This window comes from Chryseobacterium daeguense DSM 19388 (assembly GCF_000430825.1).
GTDB lineage: Bacteria > Bacteroidota > Bacteroidia > Flavobacteriales > Weeksellaceae > Chryseobacterium > Chryseobacterium daeguense.
In genome coordinates, this window is the sequence record NZ_AUMT01000002.1 from 397,832 (window position 1) to 420,437 (window position 22,606).

The window sequence follows — 22,606 nt, forward strand, 5'->3', positions numbered from 1 at the left end:
TCATTTAAAAATTGTTACATTGGTAAACTGATACATTGTTAAATTTTTTAAAATGGAAAATAGGGTTGTAATTACCGGAATGGGAATTTATTCCTGCATCGGAACTTCTTTGGAAGAGGTGAAGGAATCCCTGTATCAAGGAAAATCCGGAATTGTTTTGGTGGATGAAAGAAAAGAGTTTGGATTCAGATCTGGATTAACGGGTGTTGTTCCGAAACCGGATCTTAAAAATCTTTTAAACCGCAGACAACGCGTAAGCATGGGTGAAGAAAGCGAATATGCTTACATAGCAACGCTGGATGCCCTCAAACAGGCCAATATCGACCAGGAATTTTTAGACCAGCATGAAGTCGGGATTTTATACGGAAACGACAGTGTTTCTCAGGCGGTGGTAGAGTCTATCGACATTGCAAGAGAAAAAAAAGATACTACTTTAATGGGTTCAGGAGCGATTTTCAAATCGATGAATTCCACAGTTACGATGAACCTTTCCACTATTTTTAAATTAAGAGGAATTAATTTAACCATCAGCGCAGCCTGTGCAAGCGGTTCCCACTCTTTGGGACTGGCTTATATGATGATTAAAAACGGTTTTCAGGATATGATTGTCTGCGGAGGAGCTCAGGAAACCAATAAATATTCTATGGCGAGCTTTGATGGATTGGGTGTTTTTTCAGTACGAGAAGATGAGCCGGCAAAAGCTTCAAGACCTTTCGATTCGGGAAGAGACGGTTTAATTCCGAGTGGCGGCGCTGCGACTCTCATTGTTGAAAGTTTGGAATCTGCCCAAAAAAGAGGTGCAACCATTTTAGCTGAAATTGTTGGTTACGGTTTTTCTTCAAACGGCGGGCATATTTCCACACCGAATGTTGACGGGCCGGCAATGGCCATGGACAGAGCCTTGAAACAATCCGGATTAGCGGCAAAAGATATTGATTATATTAATGCTCATGCAACATCCACGCCCATTGGTGATGCAAACGAAGCCAAAGCCATTTACGAAATTTTCGGAAGTGAAGTTCCGGTAAGTTCCACAAAATCCATGACGGGCCACGAATGCTGGATGGCTGGTGCAAGTGAAGTTATTTACTCCATCTTAATGATGCAGAATGATTTCGTTGCTCCGAACATCAATCTGGAAAATCCTGATGATGAGGCAAAAAAGATAAATTTGATCGCCGAAACAAAAAGTCAAAAAATTGACGTATTTTTGTCGAATTCTTTCGGATTTGGGGGAACAAATTCGGCACTAATTGTTAAAAAATTTGAATAAAAACATGGAAAGGGAAAAAATTGTTGCTATCGTCAACGACTTTTTAATAAATGAGTTTGAAGTGGATGGCGATGAAATCAGCAATGATGCTAACTTAAAAAAAACGCTGGGCTTAGACAGCCTGGATTATATTGATATGGTGGTAGTGATTGAATCTAATTTCGGAGTGAAATTAGGTGAAGCAGACTTCAAGAAAATGGTCACATTCGATGACTTTTATTCAACTATCGAAAATAAAATCGCTGAAAAAAACGCATAATTATCGATTGAAAATTTACTCTAAATTAAATATAACAATATACCAATTTAACAGTTTACCAATACTTTAAGTCTGATAAATTGTTACACTGTTAAATTGATACATTGCTAAATTAATACTATGAACAAATGGAAAGGTAAGTCTAAAGGTACGATTTTAGGATACAAAATATTCGTCTGGTGCATTAGAAATATCGGGATCCGAAGCTCATATTTTGTCCTTTATTTTGTCGCTTTTTACTATTTTTTATTTGAAAAAAACAGCAACAAATATTACAGATATTATTTCCAAAAAAGACTCAACTACGGATATTGGAAAACTAAGGTTTCATTATTCAGAAACTATTTTACATTTGGGCAGACTTTGATTGATAAAACTGCCATATCTGCGGGATTAAGAGAAAAATTTACTTACGAATTTGACGGAATTGAAAACCTGCGCAACCTTCTGGCAGAAAAAAAGGGAGGGGTTCTTATCAGCGCACATATCGGGAATTTTGAAATTGCAGAACATTTCTTTGCAGATATTGATTTTGATGCGCAGATTAGTTTAGTTACAACAGATCAGGAGGTTACGGTGATTAAAGAATACCTTGAAAGTATTTCCGTTAAAAAAAGCAACATCAAATTCATTTACGTTAAAGAAGATATGTCGCATATTTTCGAGATTAATGAAGCTTTGTCAAAAAATGAACTGATTTGTTTTACCGGTGACCGGTATTTTGAAGGTTCAAAATATCTTGAAGGCGATTTGCTCGGTAAAAGTGCAAAATTTCCTGCAGGCCCTTTCCTTATTGCTTCCCGATTGGGTGTTCCGGTGGTGTATGTGTACGTTATGAAAGAAAAAAAACTGCACTATCATTTATATGCTCGAGTGGCTCAAAACATCAAAAAGCGCGATGCTCAGGGCCTTTTGAATTCATACACCCAAAATCTTGAGTCTATGATTAAAAAATATCCTCTTCAATGGTTCAATTATTTCGATTTTTGGGATGATATTGATTAATTTTCCTACTTTTAGTTCTTAAAATTAACCATGATTATCAATTGTAAAAGATGCTTCAACTTCGTTCAGCTTGACGTCGCTACAAATGTACTGTTCAATAAGCAGTTAGCGTTAGGTGTTATGCTGAGCGAAGTTGAAGTATCTCTATCATATTGATTTAATTTAACGCAATTTTCTCCTTTGAAAAAAGAATTTGACATACTTGTAATCGGCAGCGGATTGGGAGGTCTTGTTTCGGCGCTTATTTTGGCGAAGGAAGGCATGAAGGTCTGTGTTCTGGAAAAAAATAACCAGTATGGAGGAAATCTGCAGACATTTTCCCGTGATAAGCTTATTTTTGATACGGGTGTTCATTATTTAGGTGGTCTTTCGGAGGGGCAGAATCTTTATCAATATTTTTCTTATCTGGAAATTATGAATGATCTTGATCTTCAGAAGATGGATGAAAACGGATATGATAAGATTACTTTTGGAGACGATGAGATAGAATATCCCCACGCTCAGGGATACAAAAATTTCGTTGAGCAGTTATCAGTTTATTTTCCGGAAGAAAGAGAAAACCTTGAAAATTATTGCGAAGAAATTCAAAGGGTCTGCAATAATTTCCCGCGGTACAATGTGGTGGGAAAAGATTATTATAACGAAGAAATTCTTCATTTAAATACAAAAAGATTCATTGAATCTATTACTTCAGATAAAAGATTACAATCGGTTTTACTGGGTTCTAATTTTCTTTATGCGGGAGATTCTGAAAATGTACCGTTTTATGTGCATGCCCTGACGGTAAATTCTTACATTCAAAGTGCTTACAAGTGCGTAAAAGGAGGAAGCCAGATTTCAAAATTATTAATTAAAAAACTCCGTGAGCGCGGGGCGGAAGTCCACAAGCATTCTGAAGTTAGTGAACTGATTTTTAATGAAAAAAATCGTTTATCAGGTGTTAAAACCAAGGCAGGTAAAGAATATTTTTCAAAACAGTTTATTTCAAACATCGAAGTTCGTTCCATGATCAGGCTGATCGGCGAGGAACGTTTGAAAAAGTCTTTTTTAAACAGGGTTTTAAGCTGGGAACCGGTTTCCTCATGTTTTAGTGTTTATCTTGTTCTAAAATCTCAGACCATCCCGAATTATAATTACAATATTTACCATTACTCATCTGAAGAATTGGTTTGGAATGCCTATCAATATGACGAAAAAAACTGGCCAGAAACCTATATGCTTTCATTCACGCAATCAAAGCATTACCCGGATTTTGCAGAAAGTATTACTGCAATTTCATATATGGATTTTGATGAGGTAAAACAATGGGAAAATACATTTAATACGGTAACCGATGAGGATGAGAGGGGAGAACTTTACGATCAGTTTAAAAGGGAAAAAGCAGACAAAATGATCACTGCCTTGGAAAAGAAAATCCCTGATCTTCGAGCGTCCATCAAGCGTATTTATACCTCTTCACCCTTGTCTTACCGTGATTACATCGGCAGCTTTAACGGGAATATGTATGGTTATATTAAAAGCTCGGAAAACCCTCTGAAAACAATGGTTTCACCAAGAACAAAGATTGACAATCTCTTTCTTACCGGCCAATCCGTGAATATGCATGGGATTTTAGGATGTACCATTGGAGCTTTCAACACATGTGCGGAAATCCTGGGAAAAGACGTTATTGATGAAAAATTAACTCAATTGATTAATAAAAATAAAGGTGGAGAAAGAAAATAACATGCGGTCATTTTTTATTTTGAAAGAGACGAAATTTAACGAAGAACCTAAATTACTTGCTAGAGATTCTTTCTATCGTCAGAATGACAGATTTTTGATCTTACTATTTATTAGTCTAAACCTTATCCTGAACCTTACATCCTGCGGAATCAGAAAATCAATAAAACACGTTCCTGAGGTAAAACAATATACATTAGAAATTCCAAAAGTCAATAAGATCAATGACTCGACCTTTAATTTTAATCATAATTATTTAACCAAAAACAAGCAGCAGCTCTGGGAATTGTATATTAAAGGAAATCCTCTGCAACTGGGCTATAATAACGGGGCTTTAACGCAGAATCTGATGCATAAGCAGGAAGAAATTTTCTTTTCAAAAGTGGAAGGTTTTGTACCGTCAAAGTTTAAGCAAAAATTATTGAGAAGTTTTCTGAAATGGTACAACAGAAAAATGTACCTGAATGTCCGTGAAGATTATCAGGCGGAGCTGTATGGATTATCTCAATATTCATCAGATAAATACGATTTTATTGCGCCTAAATATCTGCGAAGCTTATATCTGCACGGTGCACACGACATTGGCCATGCTATGCAGGATCTGATGATGGTAGGATGTACCTCCTTAGCGGTCTGGGAAGAAAATACGGAAGACGGTGACCTGCTGATCGGGCGAAATTTTGATTTCTACGTGGGAGACGATTTTGCAAAAAATAAGCTGATAGAATTTGTAGAGCCTGATAAAGGAATTCCTTACCTGTCTGTGAGCTGGCCGGGCATGATCGGTGTGGTTTCGGGGATGAATAAAGAGGGAATTACAGTAACAATCAATGCCGGAAAATCTAAGATTCCTCTGACTGCAAAGACCCCCATTTCTCTCGTGACCAGAGAAATCCTTCAATATGCAAAGAATATTGATGAAGCCATTGCTATTGCTAAAAAGCGAAAAATTTTCGTGTCGGAATCTATTTTGGTGGGAAGTGCGAACGACAAAAACGCGGTGATTATTGAAGTTTCGCCGGATAATTTCGGAGTATATAAAGTAGAGAATACGAGCAGGGTTTTTTGCACCAATCATTTTCAGTCTGAAGCTTATAAAGATGATAAACGAAATAAAAAACATATTGAAGAAAGCCATTCCGAATACCGGTATGAAAAATTACAGGAGCTGTTACAGGAAAATAAAAAGCTGAATCCGGAAAAAATGGCGGCGATTTTAAGAGATAAATCCGGACTTAAAAATGAAAAGATTGGCTATGGAAATGAAAAGGCAATTAATCAATTATTGGCGCATCATGCGGTAATCTTCTCGCCTCAGAAAAAGTTGGTTTGGGTCTCTTCGAATCCCTATCAGTTAGGCGAGTTTGTTTGCTATGACCTGAATGAAATTTTTTCGGATGATCGCTTAAAAAGTGGAAAATTTTCAAAATCAGAATTAAATATTGCTAAAGATCCATTTGTAGATTCTCAGGAATTTGAAAATTATGAAGAATATAAAATGATGAGCTCTGAAGTGAATAAAGCTATTGACGGAGAAATTGCTATTACAGATGATTTTCTGCCACTTTATCAGTCATTAAATCCTGATTTTTGGATGGTTTATTATCAGGTCGGAAAATATTATTTTAATCAAAAAGAATATTCCAAAGCAAAAATTGAATTTGAAAAGGCCTTATCTAAAGAAATAACAACAGTTCCGGATAAAGAAAATGTTGAAAAATATTTAAGAAAAACTAATAAAAAATTAAAGTAATAGCATGAAGAAAATTGTAAGCTTGTTTTTGATTTTGATATCATTATTTTCATTTGCACAAACCAAAAAAGACTTAGGCAGCCAGTTTATTCAGACTTTATTTGCAGACAAGAATTCTGAGAAGGCGCATACATTTTTTGATGCTTCGATTGCCGGACAAATTCCTGTTGCTGAGCTGAAATCATTGCCGGAGCAGCTGGAAATGCAGATGGGTAAGTTTAAAAACATTCTTGAAATTAATAATGAAAATGATACCCATTATTTTTATTCTGAGTTTGAAAAAACAAAATTAGACATTCAGATTACTTTTAATGAAAACAACAAAATAATAGGATTTTATTTTATTCCGCATAAAATCTTTGACAAGGCTGATGATAAAACTGCTTTAAAAATAAAAAGCGATGGTATTGAGCTAAAAGGAACACTTCTTCAGCCTGAAAAGAACAATAGAAAAAGGCTTGTCATTCTGGTTCATGGTTCCGGACCGCAGGACAGGGATGAAACGCTGGGAGAAAATAAGCCCTTCAGGGATATTGTGGAATATCTATTGGCTAACGGGATTTCTTCTTACAGATATGATAAAAGAACCTATTCTCATCCGGAAACTTTCGATGATCAGTCCACGGTAGAGCAGGAAACCATTAATGATGCATTAAATATTTCGAATTATTTTAAAAATAATGAAAACTTTAAAGATTATCAGATTGTAATTTTAGGTCACAGCCAGGGTGCTTATCTGATGCCAAAAATTGCTGAAAAAGCAAATGCTTCCAAATATGTTTTTATGGCTGGAAATGCCCGCCCACTGCAGGATTTAATCTTGGAACAGTTCAATTATCTCAACACAAGTGATCCTTCAAGGGTTTCTGAAAAAGATGTTCAGGATATGAAGAAAAAAGTTAATTTTCTGAATTCAAATACATTTAATCTTAATGCTCCAAAATCTGAACTTCCTCTGGAACAATCTGCTGCTTACTGGAAATATCTTGTTGATTATAAACCTCTTGAATCTGTAAAATTAATTAAAGCTCCAATGTTTATTGCACAAGGTGGCAGAGATTATCAGGTAACTGAAAAGGATTTTACACTTTGGAAAAATAAGTTGAAAAATAACAAGACAGTCGTATTTAAATTATATCCTGACCTGAATCATATGTTCATCAAAGGTTCAGGGAAGCCGTCTCCAAAAGATTATGAGATCAAAGGAAATGTTGATCAGGGATTTTTAAATGATCTGGTTCAGTTTGTATTAAAATAATTAATTTTCGGGGCTAACTTTATTGAGAAAAATAAAGGTTGAAATTCCTGCCAAAACAGACATTGTTGTGGCTAAAATCGCACTTCCGATCACATACTGGAGAAGATTATTTTTTACCAGCTCGAAATTTAATTCCTGATTTAAAATATTGCTGTCGCCGGAAACGAATGGTGCTCCCAAAAACAGCGAAGCCGCAATGATAAAAGGGATAAACGGCGGCAGGCTCACATTGGAGGCTACGAACGCCAGGACTTTATTAAGCTTGAAAAGCACGGCAAGGGAAATCACAATGAGTGTATGGAACCCCCAAAATGGTGAAAGCCCTACAAATACTCCCAAAGCTATAGAAAAAGCCTTGATACGGTTGGTTCCGTCACTTTCAAGAATGTCTTCTTTTATAAATTTTCTAATGCTTTTTTTTTTGAAATTATTCACGAAGTTTCGCGGAATAATGTAAAGCAGGGTGATGGTCACCAAAATCGTATTCAGAATGCTGATTCTTGTAAAATCTTTGAATGGTCTGAAATGGGAAACCCGTTCTTCAGGATCATATAAAACTTTTATGGGAACATTTTTCACCGGAACATGTCTCCATGCTGTTCTTACAATAATTTCAATCTCAAACTCAAATTTTGGTGTAAAATATTTTTGCGGGATTTTATGTAACGGGTACAGCCGATAGCCTGATTGTGTATCTTCCAGCCTGATACCTGTTTCGAACCAGAACCAGAAATTAGAAAATCGGTTTCCAAAACTGCTTTTTTTCGGAATGCCGTCTTGTGACATGTTGCGGTTGCCGATGAATAGGACATCTTCCTTTTCATTCATTAAAACTTCCACAAAAACCGGAATGTCGTCAGGATAATGCTGCCCGTCTGAATCAATGGTGATGGCATAGTTATAGCCAAGTTCTTTTGCCTTTCTGAAACCCGTTTTTAAGCCGTTTCCCTTTCCTTTGTTTTCAGGTAAATTAATTACGGTGATTTGAGGATAATCATTTAAAATTTTCAGGGTGGAATCGGTGGAGCCGTCATTTACAACAATAATATTCCCGGTGTAGTCTAAAACACCGTCCAGCACTCTTTTCAGAGTTTTTTCATTGTTATAAGTGGGGATTAAAACGCAGATTCTCTTATGAGAAATTGCATTTTGCACTTCAGGCAGGGTCATTATTTTATTTTAAAGTTGCTCTTTCCTGTGGGGTCATTGTTTTAGACTGTGATGCAAATCTTTTAATATAATTTTTCATAGAAGCGTTTTGCTTGCTGTAATTATTTAAAATAAATGCTTTATCATCTTTAAGGCTTCCTCTGTAGCCTACGATTTTTGGAATATTTTCCTGTACACTTAATCTTATTAATCTTAATTCGATATTATTAGGATTATTTTTAATGATGCTTTCAAGGCTTGTTGCACCGCTCTTTACAAGTGATTTCCTGTTTTGTTTGGCAATTTTTGCCTCCATGATCTTAGCGGCAGCTTTATAACCGTTTGTCACGATATCAGAGCCGGACTGTTTTTCTGCAATATTAATAAACGCTTCGGTATTCGCATTTGATGCGTTGGCCTTTGCATAGCTGTTTCTTAATGCTTCCAGGTCAGTCTGAAAGAAAAACAAAAATGCAGTTAAAAGTGAGAGGATAAGTTTCATTATACCAATTTTTGATAGTTTACTGACATTTTTAATGCAATAGTCTCGCCAAAAGAAGTTGTATTTTTTACTTTAATGAGATCATCAGTTTCATTAATCTCAAGCTGTAATTTCAAATCAGGTGTTTCAAAAGGATTAATAATGGCCATGAATTTCACATTTGATGCTGATTTTAAGAATAATTTTAATCCTGTAAACTCTTCGGTAAGCTCTTTTACGATCTGCATCATGCAAACTCCCGGTGTCACAGGATTTCCAGGAAAATGGCCCTTAAAAATATCATGGTTTTTGTTTAAGGAAATAGTTGCAATAAAGCTTCCGTTTTCCGTTTTTTCGTATGATTGTAGGATGTAAAAGTCTGTAAGGATGGTTTGCATTTTATTCTGTTTCAGTTATTTGAAATAGTTTTATATTGATGCTGAAATCTTTATGTTGGAGATTCAAGCTGTCCGCGAAGATATGTTTTTTTGCATCAAAAGTAAAATCGATTTTTTCCTTATTATTTTTTGTGTAAACTATTTGTTTCAGTAGCCCATTTTCTTTGTTGAAGAAAAGGTAATAGGACTTTTTATCTACTTTTGAAAGGTAAATTTTAGAATTTTCATTTTCAAAGCTTTCGCTTACAGGATATTGTCTTTTCAGGAGTTCCCGGAAGTCATTTTTTAAAAAGTTGATCACTATTTTTTTATCAAGATCAGGAAGTACATAATTAAGTTTAAAATTATCATTCGAAATTTCAAAATCAATCAATTTATTTCCAAAATCTGATGTCAAAACAACACGGTGGGTGTTTTCATTCAGTTTTTTTACAATCAAAATCCCGCTTACGTGATTTTTATAAATATCCATCTGGCATTTATAGACATAGTCTTCATTTGAAGAAAAGTATAAATTTTCAAGCGTTTTTTCAGAATTGGGAATAGATTTTATGTTTTCCAGTTTGTATGCTTCACATGAGAAAAGCATTAAAAAAATCAGACTATAAACTGAATTCTGAAGCAGCAATCGGCGCATTGATCTTTGTGTTTTTAAAAACAATATTTGTAGTATCTCCCGAAGCTTCCGTCATATTAACCTGCGAAACCGTTGATTGGTTCTTAGGAAAATGCAATTCTATCTGCTTAATATATTTCAGCAATTGAGCTGATTTCGGAGTAAATTTTGCAATATTTGAGCTTCCGTTTTTGAAATAGCTCACGGCAAATTCCGGATCATTGAACATCTGCCCGTTTGAGCTTCCTACAATCAGTTTATTTATTTTTTCAAAGGTTTTGCTTTTTGCATCTACAGAAGATTTTTTGCCCTGATCATTAATAAAAATTTTGTTATCCTTAAAAACAATGCTGTACTGATAGGGCTTTGTATATTTCCAGCTCAGCATATTAGGAGATTTTAAAGACATTTTTCCGTAGGTAACGATGTTTTTATCCAGGAAATCCATTTTTTTAGTCTGTGTAAAATCACTCTGTAACGTTTTCATTTGTTTGGTTTCAGAAGAAATTTTTGTAACAAAAGCCTTCGCTTCCGCTCCGGACATTGCTGTATTTTGAGCAAAAATGAAGCTGGAAATCAGTAAAAATGCCCCGAAAGTAATATTTTTAAACATTATTTTATTTTTTAATCTGACCACAAAAATATCAAACACTTTAGCGGTTATGGTTAAAATTTTCCATTGTAAAAGTTGAGTACTTTTTATCTTTCAAAAATAGCAATAAATCTACCAAAACATTGTACGTTTTTTCCGAAGTGTCGTGAAGTAGAATGATACTTCCTTTTTTTATCCCTTTTGTAACTTTTTGGTAAATTTTTTTCTCATCATCTGTAATGGTGTCTAAAGAACGGACATTCCATCCAATGCTGGTTTTGTGAGTTCTTTTTATAGCTTTAGCAATATTCGGGTTGGTAACTCCAAATGGTGGACGGTAAAGATTCGTTTTAATATTTCCATATTTAAGAATAGTTTCATCACACTTTTCAATTTCTTCAACCATTTTCGAAGCAGATAAAAACCCTGTTGTATTGGAGTGTGAAAAGGTGTGATTTCCCACAGTATGGCCTTCTGCAATGATTCTCTGAAATATTTCAGGATGTTTTTCAATCTGTTTTCCGATGCAGAAAAATGTGGCTTTTGTATTATTTTCTTTTAAAATATCTAAAAATTTAGGAGTAAATTCCGTAGGACCATCATCAAATGTCAGTGCAACTTCTTTGATTTTCGTCCTTTTATGAATAATGCTGTTTACAAAATATCCAAGCGTGATATCAAATGAACCCCAAGCTAAAACAGCTGTAAATCCAAGAAAACAAAAGAAATATAACCAAAAACCTCCGTGAAACGCATAAATCAGGACGTTACAGAAAAGATAAAATAGGATAAATGGGTAATGTTTCATGAATATGATTATTTAATATCTAAATCTAACAGGTTTTCAAAACCTGTTAGGTTTTATATTGATGAGCAATTAAGTTCTTTTCAATAAAACCAAGCTATGATCATTTCCGCCCAAGTGGTTATAAAGCAAAATATTTTTTACTTCATCTTTTTTTACAGAATTGATCATCATCACTTCAGGAATTTCCTGTTTTTTTAGGATATGACAAGCCATAAATGTTGAAAAACCACTTGCGGTATTGAATTCTCCGCTTAAATGCTTAAAATATAATAAAGCTGAATTTTCAAATAAATCCATTGCTTTTGTATAATAAACATCAGATTTTGCATCTCCGCTGAAACCTAATACTACTGCATCGATATCTGAAGCTGCGGCATCATTTTTAGATAAAAAATCCTCAATAAATTGTTGCGTTTCCTCTATATTTATTCTACTGATGATTTGGATATCTTTTAGTTGAGCATAAGAATTTTCTGTTTTATCTTTTCCTACAACAAAAAAACTTGAACCTTCACCCCAGATAACCCCATCGGTTGTTGAGTTAAGGTAATCAACGGGAAGATTTTCTTCTTTTTTAATGGTATCGTTTATTTTATACAATTCCATTGTTCTGTTGGTCTGCTCATCTGTAGAGCCCACCAAAACATTTTCTGCTTCACCGTCATTAATTTGCAATTTTGCATCTAAAAAAGAAAATTCCAGTGAGGAAGAAGTGTTCACATAAGTGAAGTTATAAGCATGACATTGCAGGCCCAGTGCGATTTGACCCGCAACAGTATTGTGAGTGGACTGGATGAAAAAAGTAGGAGTTAAAAACTCTTCATTATTTTCAATCACATTTTTAAGGAATTTTTCTGAATCCTGCGAACATCCCATTCCTGTGCCGACTATAATAGCATCAGGATTTTCAATTCCTGCTTCTTTCAATGCATATTGAGAGGCTACAGAGCTCATTTTTACCGTTTTGGACATCCTCCTGATCATTGCGGGAGGAATAAATTCCTTGTAATTTGGGTCAATAGCATTGATAACCTGAACTGAGTTTTCGGGTTTTAAATGCTGAAAAAAAATTTCATTCAAACTGTCCTGAGCCGAGATGCATGCGGCACTGTTGATGTAAACTGCGCTCATGATTTTGAGAAAATTAAAGTTGAACAATTCCCGCCAAAACCAAAGGAATTGGAAAGGACGTGATTAATATTTTTCTCTTTTAATTCAGTAACGGGTGTCAAATCAAACTCTTGCATTTTTGTTTTGAAATTCAGATTTGGAAAAATGACATTATGTTGGATGGCCAGTAATGAGTACACCGCTTCAATTCCTGCAGCAGCAGCCAAAGTATGACCCGTAAAAGCCTTTGTAGAGCTGAATTCCGGGACATTGTTTTCTCCAAAAATTCTGATCATTGCGATACCTTCGGAGAGGTCATTATTAGGGGTTGCTGTTCCGTGAACATTGATATAATCAATATTTTCTTTGCTTAAACCTGACACTTTCAATGCTTTTTCCATGGCTAAATACGCTCCCTGACCATTCTCAGAAGAAGCTGTCTGATGGTGCGCATCATTGGCATTTCCGTATCCGGAAAGGTAACCTATTACCTTCTTATTTTCTTTTTTAACAATCTCATCAGATTCCAAAACGAGGAAAGCAGCAGCTTCACCCAGGTTGAGACCTTTTCTGTTGTTATCGAAAGGAGTATTGTAAGAATCTGTAAGGATCATAAGGGTATTGAATCCATTCAAAGTGAACTTGGAAAGAGAATCTGTACCACCAACGATCACCCGGTCCAAAACTCCGTTTTTAATGAGCCTGGCACCCATCATAATTGCATTCGCAGCTGATGAACAGGCTGTACTGATGGTAGAAACCATACCTTTCAGCCCCAGATAATCTGCAATGGCTAATGATGAACTTCCGGCATCATGAGAGTCTATATATTTTTGCTTTTCAGGGAAATCTTCATAGCAGTAGAAGTATTTTTCGGTGACATCCATTCCACCTACGCTGGTGGAAGAAATCAGGCCTGTTTTATACTCATTCATATTGGAAATACCTGCGCTTTCCACGGCTTCTTTTGCTGCAACCATACCTAATAAAGATGTTCTTGTAACATTGTTTTCTTCTTTCAGCTGAAGCTTTTCTGCAAGCTCTTCATTAGACAATTTTACTTCGCCCGTTTTTATTGTTCCTGCATGGCGGGTTTCAAAAAACTGAATGTCTGAAATTCCATGTTTTCCGGATTTTAACGAAATAAAATTTTCTTCCACGTTGTTTCCAATGGAAGAAATGATGCCCATTCCTGTTATGGCAATTTTTTGACCCATTTTTACGAAATGTAACAATGTATCAGTAACAGTTTACCAATTGCTAGACTGTTACACTGACGCATTGGTATATTAATTTATTTTGTTCTGTTTTCTTCAATAAATTTCGCCATTGTTTCGATAGATGCGAAAATTTCCTTTCCTTTTTTAGGATCGGCTAATTTTATCCCATATTCTTTGTCAAGAAGAACAATTAATTCCAGAGCGTCAATAGAATCCAACCCAAGACCTCCTCCGAATAATGGATCCGTATCTTTGATTTCATCTATCGCAACATCCTCAAGATTAAGAACTTCGATAATTTTGTGTTTTAATTCTTCTCTTAAATTTTCCATAAAAATTATTTTAATGTGCCAATGCAGCAGTTTACCAATCTACCAATGGATAACCACAAATTATTGTTACATTGTTATATTATTAAAATTGTTTTATTACAAACTAAGCAAATATACGAAAGCATAATAACTTTCCTGATATAGTTCTACCCAGCCGCACAATACTTTTTCAGCTTTTCCGGACTGTAAGATCTGCTCTGAATAGTCATTTAAAAATTTTTCATCAAATTCATCCAGAACAAAAAAAGCATTCTCTGTCTGCATTTTATGTTTAATGCTGATTTCCCCCATACAGATATTCGGTAAAGTGTACACGAAAACCGCGGGGCTTGGGAAATAATTCTCCTGAGAATTAATACTTTCCTGATATTTGAAATCGGTGTCTAAGCTTGAAGATTTATTGGCGAAAACTATGGCCGTTCTGCTGTGATCTTCGTTTTTTAAAATCATTTCAGACGCCAGAAAAGCGAGTTTGCTTAAGCTATCCATTTTATGAAATTTCGGATAGTTTAAATCTAAACTTTTATAAGCTTCCTTTGCGAAATCTGAAAAATTTTCAGTTTGGGATTCAAAAATAACATTATGATTGAGGCAGATTTTTGAATTTTCTATGGTGCAGATGTCTGTTTTCTTCATTGTTTTCCTTTTTACATTTTCTCCAAAACAATTGCCGAATTACATCCTCCAAAACCGGATGCTGTTTTCAAAATATATTTGATTTCTGCGGGTTTATTTTCCTTAATAATATTTAAGGATTGAGAAATTCCTGGCTCCTTATAGTTTTTTGATGGGAGTAAGGTACTTTTCAAAGCACTTTCCATAGAAATAATACTTTCTAAAAGGCCCGATGCCCCCAAACAATGTCCGTAATACCCCTTCATACTGTTCAAGGGAATGTTTTGTAACTCCATTCTGTTGAAGGCGATGGCTTCCATTTCGTCGTTATATATTGTTGCCGTTCCGTGTGCTGAAATAAAATCAATTTTTTCTGCAGGAAGCATGGCTTCTGACATTGCATTTTTGATACTGGCAAATAAACCGTCACCCGTTCTTGAAGGCCCGGAAATATGATTGGCATCGTTAACAGAAGAATCACCTAATACTTTAAAACTAAATTTTTCGTTTTGATTTAATTCTGAAGTAATGTAGACTGCTGCTGCCGCTTCCCCAAGATTAATTCCGTTGCGGGTTCTATCATAAGGCTTGCAAGGTTCAGCTCCTATTGCCTGGAAAGAATTAAAGCCCGAAATCACAAATTCAGAAATCTCATCTCCGGCAATTACAAAAGCATCTTTATATTTTCCTGCCTGAATCATATTTTTTGCAACGGCAATGGCCATTACCCCGGAAACACAGGCATTGGAAACCACGATAGGATTGGTCTTAAATCCAAAAAAGCCAGCAATTTTTTTAGCTAAACCCGAAAGAAAAGCCCCTTCCGGCAAAGCAGACTGATTTTTTAGTAAGCTGATATTTCCTTTTGTTGTAGATAAAATAAAGGCGGTTTCATCTGTAATCTCATGTTTTTCAATCAAAGGTTTCAGGCTTAACAAAAACATTTTTTCAAGTCTTGTAAATTCTGAATTATTATTCTGAGCTGAGTCGAAGAATTTATCAAACTCTTCTTCCAGTTTTTCAGAATCAATTTTTGAAACATAAAAGGCATCCTCACTTTCTATGGTTTTATGTAAGGCCACGCCGGATTTTCCTTCTAAAAGAGCATTCCAGTTTGAAGAAACGTCAAAACCTAAAGGCGTAACGCAGCTGTAATCTGTAATATAAATGTCCTTTCTCATTATAACCCCATCTTATCTTTCCAGGCCTGAAAAAACTCAGGATTATACAGGCATAAATTATTATCTGAATCCAGAAAAACCTGAATGGTTTCCCCTGAACAGACTAATTTATTTTCTTCATTAAACAGTTCATATCTGTAAATTAATTTCGCTGAATTAGAATTCACGAAAGTGGTTACTATATTGAATGTTTCACCATATTTTAAAGGAAGAAAATGCTCGCACGTGCTCTTTACAATTGGTGTTACATATCCGGCATTCTGAATGTCAAGATACGTTAACCCATGCTGCCTCCCGAAAGCTTCTCTGCCGTCCTCAAAATATACGATATAATGCCCGTGCCAGACAATTCCCAACGGATCTGTTTCGTTGAATCTTACCCGTACTTTTTCTGTACAGCTTAGTATATTTTCTTTAGACTGCATTCTGTTTTCTTTCGTAAAATAGTGAAATTGCCACCATGGCAACGTAAAATAAAAATAAGAAAATAAGTTTATTTGCAATGCTGCCGATTCCGCTGTTTCTTAAAATGATATCGTAATAAGCATTCAACCCCCAGTTCATGGGAGAAAATTTTGCAATAGTCTGCATAAAATCCGGCATCAGGAATACCGGAACCCAAATTCCGCCAATGGCTGCAAGAACTACTACGGATGTGGCTCCAAACGGTGCAGATTGTTCCTGTGTATCTGCAATGGTTCCCAATAGTACCCCAAACCCGATAGCCGCCAATCCCGCAAAAATAGTGACAACAATAAGCGGAAACATTTTTCCTGTAACGTCAAACTGTGGTAAATCCATGTAAGGGAAAAGATAAATTCCCACGGCAACCATCAGTAAAAACTGTATCACACAAATGATAAGGTAAGTAAATGTTTTTCCCAAAATATGTACAAAATACGGAGTAGGGCTTATTCTGGCCCTTACACTTGTACCTTGGCTTTTTTCTTTAACTAAATTAATAGACAAAGGCACCACAATAAAGAAAATGGCAAACAAAGCCCAGGCAGGAACGTTATGCTGAACAGAATTCGGCATTACATCGTCTGCTTTTTTCGGGGTGATTTCTTTGAAGCTTATTAAATTTTTATTTTCTTCCAGGTTTTCGGTAGTTCCGAGCTGATCCTGAAAAGATTTGTATATCTTTTTATTTTCGATTTCAAAAACCATCTTATCTACGGAGCTCATTACAGAACTTTTGAAGCCGGAATTGACGGCCGGATCAAAATAAAGATGAATTTCTTTTGCTTTCGATACAGGTTTTTTGGTTGCTGCAGAATCCGTTTCCAGCCCAAAAGAGCTTACAATGGTCTGTACTTTTGATTCTATATTTGAATTTAAATCTTTCGTTAGATTTTCAGGAATAACAATTGCCATCTGGTATTCTCCGGAGAAAACCGCTTCCTGCGCAGATTTTTCGTTATAATTTGTCAGAAGCTGGAACGTTTTGCTGTTTTCCAGTTCCTGTTTTATGTTTTTTGAAACCTCAGATTTATCATTATCAATAAAGATGATCGGGATTTTTGAGCCTTCAAGATTTTTGAAAGTAGAATCCTGGATCAGGGTAATCGTCACAATCAACAATAACGGCATCACGAAAATGATCACAATTCCCCCGATATCTCTTTTCAGCAAAAGGATTTCTTTTACGAAGCTTCTCCACAGTTTATACAACAACATCTCTTAATTCTTTTCCGGTTAATGAAATGAAAACATCTTCCAGGTTTTCTGCATTGGAAACCCTGTTTACCAATTCTTCAGGCGTTCCTACGGCATGGATTTTTCCGTGGTCGATAATGGCAATTTTTGTACAGAATTCCTCGGCTTCCGAAAGGTGATGGGAGGTGTAAATGATACAGGTTCCTTTTTTATTTAAATCTAAAAGATGATCAATAATTGCTTTTTTAGACTGAACATCCACACCCACGGTAGGTTCATCCAGAAACAAAACCTTTGGATTGTGCAGCGTTCCTGCAATGAGGTTGCAGCGACGCTTCATCCCTCCTGAAAACTGTTCCACTTTTTTATCTGCAAATTTTGACAATCCCATGATTTCCAGGGATTCATCAATAGCATTTCTTAATTTTTTATGGCTTAATCCGTACAGGCTCCCGAAAAACATTAAATTTTCTCTGGCAGTCAAAGTAGGATACAGAGCGTATTCCTGAGGCACAATTCCGATGATTTGTCTTAGTTTGTATCCATGTTTCTGAGGTGATAGCCCATTGATGGTAAACTGCCCGGAAGTAGGTTTTATTAACCCTGAAAGCATTGAAATAAGAGTGGTCTTTCCTGCTCCGTTAGGGCCAAGAATTCCGTATATTTCATTTTGTTCTATGCTCAAAGAAATATCATTTACAGAAAACTCTTCTGCATTTTTATATTTTTTATATAAATTTTTTATTTCAATAATATTCTCGGCCATTTAGATCGCTTTTTTCAATTTTTTATAAAAAGCTTCTTCTAAATCTGCAATATGAAGCATAGATTTTGAAAGCTGGTTATAAATATCACTTTTTGAATTTCTGTTTTTGTAAACTCTTGCGATATCCACTGCAAAATCCCTCCAAAGATCACCGATTGCCGTGATTTCTTTTGAAAGCTCCTTTAACTGGTCATTTTTCAGAACTACAGATGCTTCCTGTAAAAAAGCGCCGTAGATAAATCTGAAACCTCCACCTCCGGTTCCTATTTCTTCCTGCATTCTGATGAGCTGTCCGAGATAGTGGTTGGTCACTTTCGTTCCTTTCTTTTCTGCCCATTTCGGGATGCTTTTTGCTACCCATCTCATGGCTTTTACACCAATAAGAGGAACGGGAGCGAGCATATTTTTGCAGGTGTCTTTAATGCCTTTTTTGATGGCTTCTTCCAGATTAATATGATCAGGAATAAAAGTAGGATAGTACATGTGTCCTTTTGGTGGCAGCGCACCTTTGGCGTATCTCACTTTCTCCAATTCTGCTTCGGAAAGGGTAGTGACATAATCCATCACAGGATCACTGATAAGAAATCTGCCGTTTTCTTTTCCGTACACCACAAGATTGTGGGCATTGAAATGGAATTTATATTCTTCCGGGAAATAAGTAAGGTTAAAAACACCTACCTGCAGGCCTGTCGGGATATTGTTATTAAGATTTCTCTCAAGCGCTTTCTGGGCTTCAGCAGGATTTGAGAATTTTTCTCTTTTAATCTTAATTCCGAGTCTTTTCGCTGCTTTGCTAAAGATGGCGCCCGGCATCGGACGATAGCTGAATCCCGGAGCAAAATTAACTTTTAAGAAAGGTAAATAAACAAAAAAGAGCCCGGAACCGATTCCGAAAATCATAGGTTCGCTGAGCTTTAATCCTTTGTTTAATAATAAATTGGAGGCAACACCGTTTTCGCAGTGAGCGGTCTGATGGTGTTCAAAATTAAGTTCCATTATTTTCCGGTGAAGTTTTTTAATTCATCCACTGAAATTCCGAAAGCATCGGCATATTTTTTCAGTACGGATTCGCTTAGTGTTTTAAAAATTTTTGGTTTCGCGTGTCTTTTTACACGCCATTGCCACATGCCTACGTAGGCAGCAAGAACCTGTAAATCCATCTTATTCAGTTCCATGAAATAAACGATGGGACTTACTGTATTGTTGGCAACGTTTTGTCTGGCTTCCTCAATTCTTTCATTAATCAGCTCCATGGATTCTTCCAATGCTGCTTTTTTCGCTTCCCAGCCAATGCTGTTAGCTGTTGTATAATTATCATTTTCATCCGTCACATACAGAACCTCGGTCATGTTAGCCGATTTCAGGTTGCTTTCGTCTTGAGGAAGGTCTTGCTTTTTCATGGGTATCAGGATTTTATTTCTTGAATAAACAAATTAATATCTGCTCTTATCAATAACTCATCATTATGATAGGCTTCACAAAACATATTGCAGATGTTTTCAAATTTAGAAATCAATGAAGCTTTAGAAATAATCTTATCGCCGGTTTCCGGCAGGGCAAAAACTTCTATTTTTTTAATGTTTGTAATGAATCCGATCACTTTTGTATCAGTTTCTGTTTCAAAAAAGCTTTGCCCGAAAATTGCTGAGCAGGTTTGCGCTAAATTTTCGATCAAACCCGCTTCTGCAAATTTATCTTGGTGAACAAAAATATTATCTGCAAGAATTTCGAAGGAAGTCACTACTTTTTCCTTGGTCAGTTCCAAAATGAAATCAACCATCAGCATCGGCTCGCGGTGCGGCAAATAATTGTGAATATTGATGATATTTTCTTCCTTGATTTCCATTACAATATATTATTGTTTGTATTTACTAGCCTAAAAGGCTGTTTTTTCTAATTATCTTACAACAGTTTTCATCTGAGAGCTTGCAATAACCTCATCATTGATTGTTGTAACTGCATCTACCAGCGTTACTCCCATCACTTCGCTCAGAATGGTGACTTCTGTTTTCAAAATATCTCCCACTTTCGGCAAAGAATGGGCATCAAAGGATTTGATAGCACCAATATATCCGGTAGGAGCTTCTTTTCCTAATAAATAATATTTGTAACCGGTGTGCAATGCCACACTTTGTGCCTGATGCTCTATTAAACCCGAAGCCTGAAAAATACCGTCGTGTACGAAGATGTTTTCATTTTTTATTTCAAATCCTGAAATGAGCTGGCTTTCAGAATACTCCGCAATGCTGCTTACCATTACGAAGGGGAATCTCTGGGGAATTAAGCTTTCTACAAAATCCTGATCATCTACAGGCAGTCGGCTCTCCATTAGCAAACTGTTAATAATGCACAAGAATAGGCGAATCTTCCGCTTTCCGGAACACAAAGCAATACCTGCTCTCCTTTTTTAAGCTTTCCGGAATTCATAAGCTCTTCCAATGCAATAAAAATAGATCCAGCACCGATGTTTCCTACTTCAGAAAGGTTGTAATACCATTTTTCCCAAGGGAAATCCATTCCTTTTTTAGCAAACTCATCTTTAAGACCTTCTTTGAAATATCCTGAAGAAATATGGGCCAGAACGTGATCAATTTTATCAGGATTAAGGTTATGCTTATCAAATGATGCTCTTAAGCTTTCCGCACCTTTTACCAGAATATATTGATCTAAAAGTTTTGTATCCTGCTTTAAAGCGAAGATAGATTCCTTCAGCCACTCGTCTGAAGGGTAATCTGCCCATGATTTTAAGCTTCCGTCTTCCTGTTTTTCACAGCCTGAATACATACATGCTTCAATTTCGTGAGCATAAGAATAGAAGTCAATGAACTCTACTTTAAGGGAAACGCTGTTTTCTCTCGGCTTATTCTCCAAAAGAAGCGCACCTGCTCCGTCTGAAAGCATCCATCTCAGGAATTCTCTTTTGAAAGCAATAATGGGTCTTTCTTCTAATAATTTTAAATTTTCTGCTTCGTGATTGAATTTATCTGCGGTCATCCATGCAGAAAATCTTTCTGAGCCTACACAAACTGCGTTTTGCTTTACTCCGGCTTTTACGGATAAGAAACCATAGTTGAAGGCATTCATCCCTGAATTACAAAGCCCGGTAGAAGTATTGATCTCAATAGATTTGCCTAAATTCAGCTCACCATGTACCATGGAAGCGTGAGAAGGCTGGATCTGGTCTGCAGAAGTAGTTCCGCAAGAAAGCAGCTCCATATTTTCTTTTGAGAAGTTTTCGTCAAAAAGCATTTCAACCGCCTTCGCAGTGATCTGCGCATTGGTATGAGTAGGTTTTCCGTTTTTATCTAATGCGTAGTATCTGGTTTTGATTTTATTATTTCTTAAAATTAAAGACCTTGCTTTAGACGGAGTGTCATTTACCATTCCAAGGTATGTTTCCATTTCATCATTGGAAACAGGCTCGTTTGGCAGATATGTTGCAGCTTTTGTTATAAATACGTCGTACATTCTATTTTAAATTAATTCCTTGTAAATATTCTTTTTCTTTTCGTCTTTTTCCTTTCAAAATTGGGGCCAATAATATATGAAATATTAAAACAATGGGTGAGATAACCCATATCGCTGCCATCAAATATACCTTAAAGAATTTGATCAGCAATGGGCGCTTCTCTTTTTTCCTGATGATCAGGTTAGACCATACGGTAAAGATTTTGTTGCCCACTTTTTCCACTCTTACCAGGAAAGGTCTTATTTCCACAGCTCCGTTTTTCACCAGCTCCGGCTGAAGACTACTAAAATCATTATTCCGGATATGCTTTTCTATAATTTCACCATATTTTCCTGCTCCCGCAATCTCGGCATCCGAAACTCCGGCCGCCGGAAGCATTCCTGATTTTCCTTTTTGTCCGGTGGTCATCCAGCGAAGAATCGTCAGTACACTTGTATAGTTATCGTGTCGGTCTACCAAAGCGATATTACCGACAAGCTTTGCTTTAAGGTCCCTAAGATATACTTTCAGTTTTTCCTGGGAAAGCATCCACATGTTTCTTGTACCGGAAATGGTAACCACAGGTGTGTCTTTCAGAATTTTTTCTGCATAGCCGCTTTTCAGAAACGATATTACAGGGATGGAAGGTGTAAGATACCAAACCTGGTAACCGAATAATATCAGATCATATTTTTTATTCAATACTTCTTCTGACGGCGGAAATATTTCGCTGGGAATCTGAAGGTATGATTCAGGAAATGTATTGAAAAACACATCGCCTGACCACGGAAAAGGGAAGTCCTTCTTCAGCTGAATGTTATAATACGTGACATCATATTCATCCTTTTTTGCTTCAAAAGGTTGGGCAACATTCTTCACAATATCCTCCAGCTGGCCTGTCTGTGAATAATATATAACAAGTATATTTTTTTTCATTAATCTCTTTTAGCGGTTACAAAAA

The 22,606-nt window shown here is 36.0% G+C and carries 26 protein-coding genes; 6 read left to right on the forward strand and 20 right to left on the reverse strand.

The window, feature by feature from the left end; translation table 11 throughout:
- Nucleotides 1–52: 52 nt before the first annotated feature.
- From H560_RS0104325 to H560_RS0104350, 6 genes are all read left to right on the forward strand, one after another.
- A complete protein-coding gene (locus tag H560_RS0104325; protein ID WP_027378906.1) occupies nt 53–1,273 on the forward strand; it encodes a beta-ketoacyl-[acyl-carrier-protein] synthase family protein in 1,221 nt (406 codons plus the stop codon).
- A 4-nt stretch (nt 1,274–1,277) separates the two neighbouring features.
- The gene (locus H560_RS0104330) at nt 1,278–1,532 is read left to right on the forward strand and encodes an acyl carrier protein (RefSeq protein ID WP_027378907.1); all 255 of its coding nucleotides are present in this window, start codon (nt 1,278–1,280) and stop codon (nt 1,530–1,532) included.
- Between the two features lie 120 nt (nt 1,533–1,652).
- Nucleotides 1,653–2,537, forward strand: coding sequence for an LpxL/LpxP family acyltransferase (locus H560_RS0104335; RefSeq protein ID WP_027378908.1), 885 nt, complete (start codon nt 1,653–1,655; stop codon nt 2,535–2,537).
- A 180-nt stretch (nt 2,538–2,717) separates the two neighbouring features.
- Nucleotides 2,718–4,262, forward strand: coding sequence for a phytoene desaturase family protein (locus tag H560_RS21065; RefSeq protein WP_034752174.1), 1,545 nt, complete (start codon nt 2,718–2,720; stop codon nt 4,260–4,262).
- A complete protein-coding gene (locus tag H560_RS0104345; protein ID WP_228372413.1) occupies nt 4,246–6,012 on the forward strand; it encodes a C45 family autoproteolytic acyltransferase/hydolase in 1,767 nt (588 codons plus the stop codon). The genes H560_RS21065 and H560_RS0104345 overlap by 17 nt, the downstream gene beginning before the upstream one ends.
- Before the next feature lie 4 nt (nt 6,013–6,016).
- Nucleotides 6,017–7,270: an alpha/beta hydrolase gene (locus H560_RS0104350; protein ID WP_034752176.1), complete on the forward strand. Its 1,254-nt coding sequence runs from the start codon at nt 6,017–6,019 to the stop codon at nt 7,268–7,270.
- Here H560_RS0104350 and H560_RS0104355 read toward each other — a convergent pair whose 3' ends face one another.
- The 20 genes from H560_RS0104355 to H560_RS0104450 form a co-directional block, all read right to left on the reverse strand.
- Nucleotides 7,271–8,440: a DUF2062 domain-containing protein gene (locus H560_RS0104355; RefSeq protein ID WP_051289138.1), complete on the reverse strand. Its 1,170-nt coding sequence runs from the start codon at nt 8,438–8,440 to the stop codon at nt 7,271–7,273.
- Between the two features lie 4 nt (nt 8,441–8,444).
- Nucleotides 8,445–8,921, reverse strand: a complete 477-nt coding sequence (locus H560_RS0104360) for a hypothetical protein (RefSeq protein ID WP_027378912.1) — start codon at nt 8,919–8,921, stop codon at nt 8,445–8,447.
- The gene (locus H560_RS0104365) at nt 8,921–9,298 is read right to left on the reverse strand and encodes a 3-hydroxyacyl-ACP dehydratase (protein WP_155844956.1); all 378 of its coding nucleotides are present in this window, start codon (nt 9,296–9,298) and stop codon (nt 8,921–8,923) included. Before H560_RS0104365 ends, H560_RS0104360 begins: the two co-directional genes overlap by 1 nt.
- A 1-nt stretch (nt 9,299) precedes the next feature.
- On the reverse strand, nt 9,300–9,935 hold the full coding sequence (locus H560_RS0104370) for a hypothetical protein (RefSeq protein ID WP_027378914.1): 636 nt from the start codon (nt 9,933–9,935) through the stop codon (nt 9,300–9,302).
- Entirely contained in the window at nt 9,901–10,527 is a 627-nt protein-coding gene (locus tag H560_RS0104375; RefSeq protein ID WP_027378915.1) for a LolA family protein, read from the reverse strand. The genes H560_RS0104370 and H560_RS0104375 overlap by 35 nt, the downstream gene beginning before the upstream one ends.
- 40 nt (nt 10,528–10,567) lie before the next feature.
- Nucleotides 10,568–11,314: a polysaccharide deacetylase family protein gene (locus tag H560_RS0104380; protein ID WP_027378916.1), complete on the reverse strand. Its 747-nt coding sequence runs from the start codon at nt 11,312–11,314 to the stop codon at nt 10,568–10,570.
- Between the two features lie 69 nt (nt 11,315–11,383).
- Entirely contained in the window at nt 11,384–12,445 is a 1,062-nt protein-coding gene (locus tag H560_RS0104385; protein ID WP_027378917.1) for a beta-ketoacyl synthase N-terminal-like domain-containing protein, read from the reverse strand.
- Nucleotides 12,442–13,641: a beta-ketoacyl-[acyl-carrier-protein] synthase family protein gene (locus H560_RS0104390; RefSeq protein WP_027378918.1), complete on the reverse strand. Its 1,200-nt coding sequence runs from the start codon at nt 13,639–13,641 to the stop codon at nt 12,442–12,444. The genes H560_RS0104385 and H560_RS0104390 overlap by 4 nt, the downstream gene beginning before the upstream one ends.
- A 77-nt stretch (nt 13,642–13,718) precedes the next feature.
- Nucleotides 13,719–13,976 carry a phosphopantetheine-binding protein gene (locus H560_RS0104395; RefSeq protein ID WP_027378919.1) on the reverse strand — a complete coding sequence of 86 codons (258 nt, stop codon included), beginning with the start codon at nt 13,974–13,976 and terminating at the stop codon, nt 13,719–13,721.
- A gap of 96 nt (nt 13,977–14,072) precedes the next feature.
- Entirely contained in the window at nt 14,073–14,612 is a 540-nt protein-coding gene (locus H560_RS0104400) for a 3-oxoacyl-ACP synthase (protein WP_027378920.1), read from the reverse strand.
- Nucleotides 14,613–14,623: 11 nt separating this feature from the next.
- Entirely contained in the window at nt 14,624–15,772 is a 1,149-nt protein-coding gene (locus H560_RS0104405; RefSeq protein ID WP_027378921.1) for a beta-ketoacyl synthase N-terminal-like domain-containing protein, read from the reverse strand.
- Nucleotides 15,772–16,197, reverse strand: a complete 426-nt coding sequence (locus H560_RS0104410; protein WP_027378922.1) for an acyl-CoA thioesterase — start codon at nt 16,195–16,197, stop codon at nt 15,772–15,774. Before H560_RS0104410 ends, H560_RS0104405 begins: the two co-directional genes overlap by 1 nt.
- A complete protein-coding gene (locus H560_RS0104415; RefSeq protein ID WP_027378923.1) occupies nt 16,187–17,452 on the reverse strand; it encodes an ABC transporter permease in 1,266 nt (421 codons plus the stop codon). Before H560_RS0104415 ends, H560_RS0104410 begins: the two co-directional genes overlap by 11 nt.
- The gene (locus H560_RS0104420; RefSeq protein WP_027378924.1) at nt 17,439–18,197 is read right to left on the reverse strand and encodes an ABC transporter ATP-binding protein; all 759 of its coding nucleotides are present in this window, start codon (nt 18,195–18,197) and stop codon (nt 17,439–17,441) included. Before H560_RS0104420 ends, H560_RS0104415 begins: the two co-directional genes overlap by 14 nt.
- Complete coding sequence (locus H560_RS0104425) at nt 18,198–19,193, reverse strand: BtrH N-terminal domain-containing protein (RefSeq protein ID WP_027378925.1); 996 nt, start codon at nt 19,191–19,193, stop codon at nt 18,198–18,200.
- Nucleotides 19,193–19,597, reverse strand: a complete 405-nt coding sequence (locus tag H560_RS0104430; protein WP_027378926.1) for a hypothetical protein — start codon at nt 19,595–19,597, stop codon at nt 19,193–19,195. Before H560_RS0104430 ends, H560_RS0104425 begins: the two co-directional genes overlap by 1 nt.
- Before the next feature lie 5 nt (nt 19,598–19,602).
- Nucleotides 19,603–20,043, reverse strand: a complete 441-nt coding sequence (locus H560_RS0104435) for an ABC transporter permease (protein WP_027378927.1) — start codon at nt 20,041–20,043, stop codon at nt 19,603–19,605.
- Nucleotides 20,044–20,094: 51 nt separating this feature from the next.
- Nucleotides 20,095–20,526 (reverse strand): hypothetical protein, encoded by a 432-nt coding sequence (locus H560_RS0104440; RefSeq protein WP_027378928.1) that lies wholly within the window; start codon nt 20,524–20,526, stop codon nt 20,095–20,097.
- Nucleotides 20,526–21,665: a beta-ketoacyl-ACP synthase III gene (locus H560_RS0104445; protein WP_027378929.1), complete on the reverse strand. Its 1,140-nt coding sequence runs from the start codon at nt 21,663–21,665 to the stop codon at nt 20,526–20,528. The genes H560_RS0104440 and H560_RS0104445 overlap by 1 nt, the downstream gene beginning before the upstream one ends.
- A gap of 1 nt (nt 21,666) precedes the next feature.
- A complete protein-coding gene (locus H560_RS0104450; RefSeq protein WP_027378930.1) occupies nt 21,667–22,581 on the reverse strand; it encodes a hypothetical protein in 915 nt (304 codons plus the stop codon).
- Between the last annotated feature and the right edge of the window lie 25 nt (nt 22,582–22,606).

Bases quoted from the DNA above. Each gene is read 5' to 3' on its own strand.
- H560_RS0104390 (WP_027378918.1), bottom strand. From the start codon at position 13,641: ATGGGTCAAAAAATTGCCATAACAGGAATGGGCATCATTTCTTCCATT.
- H560_RS0104375 (WP_027378915.1), bottom strand. From the start codon at position 10,527: ATGTTTAAAAATATTACTTTCGGGGCATTTTTACTGATTTCCAGCTTC.
- H560_RS0104395 (WP_027378919.1), bottom strand. From the start codon at position 13,976: ATGGAAAATTTAAGAGAAGAATTAAAACACAAAATTATCGAAGTTCTT.
- H560_RS0104350 (WP_034752176.1), top strand. From the start codon at position 6,017: ATGAAGAAAATTGTAAGCTTGTTTTTGATTTTGATATCATTATTTTCA.
- H560_RS0104450 (WP_027378930.1), bottom strand. From the start codon at position 22,581: ATGAAAAAAAATATACTTGTTATATATTATTCACAGACAGGCCAGCTG.
- H560_RS0104365 (WP_155844956.1), bottom strand. From the start codon at position 9,298: ATGCAAACCATCCTTACAGACTTTTACATCCTACAATCATACGAAAAA.
- H560_RS0104445 (WP_027378929.1), bottom strand. From the start codon at position 21,665: ATGTACGACGTATTTATAACAAAAGCTGCAACATATCTGCCAAACGAG.
- H560_RS0104430 (WP_027378926.1), bottom strand. From the start codon at position 19,597: ATGAAAAAGCAAGACCTTCCTCAAGACGAAAGCAACCTGAAATCGGCT.
- H560_RS0104330 (WP_027378907.1), top strand. From the start codon at position 1,278: ATGGAAAGGGAAAAAATTGTTGCTATCGTCAACGACTTTTTAATAAAT.
- H560_RS0104435 (WP_027378927.1), bottom strand. From the start codon at position 20,043: ATGGAAATCAAGGAAGAAAATATCATCAATATTCACAATTATTTGCCG.
- H560_RS0104380 (WP_027378916.1), bottom strand. From the start codon at position 11,314: ATGAAACATTACCCATTTATCCTATTTTATCTTTTCTGTAACGTCCTG.
- H560_RS0104410 (WP_027378922.1), bottom strand. From the start codon at position 16,197: ATGCAGTCTAAAGAAAATATACTAAGCTGTACAGAAAAAGTACGGGTA.
- H560_RS0104405 (WP_027378921.1), bottom strand. From the start codon at position 15,772: ATGAGAAAGGACATTTATATTACAGATTACAGCTGCGTTACGCCTTTA.
- H560_RS0104440 (WP_027378928.1), bottom strand. From the start codon at position 20,526: ATGGAGAGCCGACTGCCTGTAGATGATCAGGATTTTGTAGAAAGCTTA.
- H560_RS0104425 (WP_027378925.1), bottom strand. From the start codon at position 19,193: ATGGAACTTAATTTTGAACACCATCAGACCGCTCACTGCGAAAACGGT.
- H560_RS0104360 (WP_027378912.1), bottom strand. From the start codon at position 8,921: ATGAAACTTATCCTCTCACTTTTAACTGCATTTTTGTTTTTCTTTCAG.
- H560_RS0104335 (WP_027378908.1), top strand. From the start codon at position 1,653: ATGAACAAATGGAAAGGTAAGTCTAAAGGTACGATTTTAGGATACAAA.
- H560_RS0104370 (WP_027378914.1), bottom strand. From the start codon at position 9,935: ATGCGCCGATTGCTGCTTCAGAATTCAGTTTATAGTCTGATTTTTTTA.
- H560_RS0104325 (WP_027378906.1), top strand. From the start codon at position 53: ATGGAAAATAGGGTTGTAATTACCGGAATGGGAATTTATTCCTGCATC.
- H560_RS0104400 (WP_027378920.1), bottom strand. From the start codon at position 14,612: ATGAAGAAAACAGACATCTGCACCATAGAAAATTCAAAAATCTGCCTC.
- H560_RS0104415 (WP_027378923.1), bottom strand. From the start codon at position 17,452: ATGTTGTTGTATAAACTGTGGAGAAGCTTCGTAAAAGAAATCCTTTTG.
- H560_RS0104355 (WP_051289138.1), bottom strand. From the start codon at position 8,440: ATGACCCTGCCTGAAGTGCAAAATGCAATTTCTCATAAGAGAATCTGC.
- H560_RS0104420 (WP_027378924.1), bottom strand. From the start codon at position 18,197: ATGGCCGAGAATATTATTGAAATAAAAAATTTATATAAAAAATATAAA.
- H560_RS0104385 (WP_027378917.1), bottom strand. From the start codon at position 12,445: ATGAGCGCAGTTTACATCAACAGTGCCGCATGCATCTCGGCTCAGGAC.